This window comes from Streptomyces sp. 8L, assembly GCF_020176795.1.
In the GTDB taxonomy this organism is placed as follows: Bacteria; Actinomycetota; Actinomycetes; order Streptomycetales; family Streptomycetaceae; genus Streptomyces.
Genome location: NZ_JAIUKE010000810.1, coordinates 1 through 2,302, shown reverse-complemented (window position 1 = coordinate 2,302; position 2,302 = coordinate 1). Strand labels below are relative to the sequence as shown.

Here is a 2,302-nt window from a genome sequence, read left to right as displayed (position 1 = left end):
CCCCCCGGTACCCGGCCCGCGCACCGCCGAGTCCGCCACGGTGCCCCGCCAGCAGTCCGGGAGCGAACGGCCGGGCCGCGGAGCCCGGCCGGAGCACGCGGCCCCTCGGGACGCCGAGCACCTCGGGGTTCGCGTGGACCACGTCCCGCTCCCCGACCGCCCCGCACGCGCCGCCCTGGCCCTCGGAGCCGGCCACACGGTGCACGCCGACCGCACCGTGCGGACCGACCACGCCGAGCGCCCGGTGGACGACCCCGCGAACCACGCGGCACAGACGGACCACGCGGCGCAGACGGACCACGCCGACCGCGAGACGGCAACCGGATTCCCCGCCTCCGCCGCCGACCGCGCCCCGGGCGGCGCTGCGGGCCGCCGCCCTCGGCACGCGGCCCACCGCGACCATCTGGACCACCCCGACGTCCAACGCGCCGCCGACGCCGCCACGGTGGAGAACCTGCTGCGCTGCTGGACCAGGGAGAACGACCTGGCCGCGCCGGACGGCGACGTCCTGCGGCTGCCCCTGCCGATGAGCGGCGCCGCCCTCTCCGTACCCGTCCGGTACTGGTCCCCGACCGGCTGCCACCGCTTCGGACCCGCGTTCCTCGACGGCGCCCCGCACGACGCGCCGCCCGTCGACGCCGTGACCCTGGCCGCGCTCATCGGCCGCGAGTCGGGCCGCGTCCAGGACGGCGACCTCGTCGCCAGGGTCGCCGACTCCGCCCGCCACACGGCCCTGTTCCTTGCCGACCGCCGGCGGCGGCCGGAGCCGCCCGAAGGCGCGGACCCCTTCCTCGTGGCCGAGCAGTCCCTGGTCTTCGGCCACCCGCTGCACCCGACACCGAAGAGCAGGCAGGGGCTCTCCGAGGCCGAGTCGCTGCGCTACTCGCCCGAGGTGCACGGAACGTTCCCGCTGCACTGGATCGCCGTCGACCGTCGCGTACTCGCCGAGGAGTCGGCCTGGACGGAGGGCGGCAGGCCGGTCTCCGCGCGGCAGCTCGCCACGCGCCTGCTCGGGGACGTACCCCTGCCGGAAGGTACGGTTCCGCTGCCGTTGCACCCCTGGCAGGCACGGGACATGCGGCACCGTCCCGGCTATCTGCGCCTCCTGGACGCCGGGCTCGTGCACGACCTCGGGGCGCACGGCGCACCCTGGCATCCCACATCCTCCATCCGCACGGTGCACAGGCCCGGCGCTCCCGCGATGCTGAAGCTCTCGCTCGGGGTCCGCATCACCAACTCCCGCCGCGAGAACCTTCGCAAGGAACTGCGCAGGGGCGTCGAGGTGCACCGGCTGCTGCGCACCGGCCTCGGCCGGCAGTGGCGGGCCGCGCACCCCGGGTTCGACATCGTCCGCGACCCGGCCTGGCTCGCCGTCGACACCGAGGCCGGCGAGCCGGTGCCTGGCCTTGACGTGATCCTGCGGCACAACCCGTTCGGACCCGCGGACGACGCCGCGTGCGTGGCCGGGCTGACCGCGCCCCGCCCCTACCCGGGGCGGGAGAAGACGTCCTCCCGGCTCGCGGAGATCGTCCGGAACCTCGCCGCACGGAGCGGCCGGCCGTGCCTCGCGGTGTCCGCCGAGTGGTTCCTGCGCTACCTGGAGCAGGTGGTCAGGCCGGTGCTGTGGCTCGACGGGCAGGCGGGCATCGCGCTGGAGGCGCACCAGCAGAACACGCTCGTCCACCTGGACGCCGACGGCTGGCCCATCGGCGGGCGCTACCGCGACAACCAGGGCTACTACTTCCGCACCTCCCACCGCGACGCCCTCGAACGGCGCCTCCCGGGCATCGGGCGGGAATCCGACACCTTCGTGTCGGACGACGTCACCGACGAGAGGTTCGCCTACTACCTCGCCATCAACAACGTCCTCGGCCTGATCGGCGCGTTCGGTGCGCAGGAGCTCGCGGACGAGCGGGTGCTGCTGGCCGCCTTCCGCCGCTTCCTCGCCGGGGCGGCCGGGCTCGGGTCGCCGCTGCCCGGCCAGCTCCTGTCGGCCCCGACCCTGCGCTGCAAGGCCAACCTGCTCACCCGGCTGCACGGCCTGGACGAACTCGTCGGCCCCGTGGACACCCAGTCCGTGTACGTCACCATCGCCAACCCGCTGCGCAACTGACCCCCGCAGGGCGGCATCCGGCCGCCCGGCACCTGTCGAGAGGAGAGCGCTGCCATGACGGCCGCGGAAGGGAGCGCGGAGCCCGGGGCACGGGCGCAGGCCGACGGCTACGACGAGGCGGGGACCGCCCACGACGCCGCCTTCCTCGGGGCGGAGGCCGCCGCGCGAGCGGCGGCCGCCACGGTCGGC

At 75.8% G+C, this 2,302-nt stretch carries 1 protein-coding gene; it reads left to right on the top strand.

Annotation, left to right across the window (positions count from 1 at the left end):
• Positions 1-199 precede the first annotated feature (199 nt).
• Entirely contained in the window at positions 200-2,113 is a 1,914-nt protein-coding gene (locus LCE31_RS39000) for an IucA/IucC family protein (protein ID WP_374118711.1), read from the top strand.
• Positions 2,114-2,302 lie beyond the last annotated feature (189 nt).